This is a genomic window from Arhodomonas sp. KWT (assembly GCF_010993615.1).
In genome coordinates, this window is record NZ_WNXE01000609.1 from 1 (window position 1) to 994 (window position 994).

Here is a 994-nt window from a genome sequence, read left to right on the forward strand (position 1 = left end):
CCTCCCGCGCCGCTCATCACGAACATGCGCGGGTGTGCGCATCAGGGGGGAAGACAATGAGAACCCGAACCAGCCTCTTCGTGGCCGCCGCCGTCGGTGCCACGTTCGCCACCACCGTTCAGGGCGCCGAGGTCACCGCCCCGGTCCAGGTCACCGCGACCCGGACCCCGATCACCGCGGACGACGCCCTCGCCGCCGTGGACGTCATCACCCGTGAGGACATCGAGGAGCGCCAGCCCGCCGACGCCGTCGAGCTGCTGCGCGATATGGCCGGCGTATCCATCAGCCGCAACGGCGGGCGCGGCAAGTCCGCCAGCGTCTATCTTCGCGGCACCGAGAGCGATCACACCCTGGTTCTGATCAATGGCGTGCGCATGGGCTCGGCGACCCAGGGCAGCACCCCGCTGGAGCAGATCCCGGTCAGCCAGATCCGGCGTATCGAGGTGGTCCGCGGCCCCCGGGCGAGCCTCTACGGCGCGGACGCCATCGGCGGCGTGATCCAGATCTTCACCGACCGCGATTCCACCCACGCCCGGGTCGCCGCCGGCAGCCAGCACACCTGGGAGGCCGGTGTCGGCGTCGCCCGGGAGATCGGCCGCGGCGGCTTCGGCATCAATCTCTCCGGCGAGTCCACGCAGGGTTTCGACGCCACCGACGAGCGGGCATTCAGCCACGAGCCGGACCGCGACGGCTACGACAGCCGTTCGCTGAGCGCCACCGGCCACTACGATGTCACTGATGCCCTGAGCCTCCGCGGCCAGGTGATGCGCACCGAGGGCGACAACGAGTACGACGCCGGCACCGACGAGACCGTGCAGCAGTCGGTCAACGCCACCGCCGACTGGCGCATCTCCGGGATGTGGCGCTCGCAACTGTCCGTGGGCCGCGCGCTGGACGACTACGACCTGCGCCCGGAAACCGACGACCGCTACACCACCACCCGGGACAGCGTCACCTGGCAGAACGATCTCTTCCTCTCGGAGGACCTGATCAC

Annotated in this window: 1 protein-coding gene; it reads left to right on the forward strand. The window is 70.0% G+C overall.

Annotation, left to right across the window (positions count from 1 at the left end; all coding sequences use genetic code 11):
• Positions 1–56: 56 nt before the first annotated feature.
• The coding region (locus G7A99_RS21115) for a TonB-dependent receptor plug domain-containing protein (RefSeq protein ID WP_163143871.1) at positions 57–994 on the forward strand (938 nt) is incomplete at its 3' end.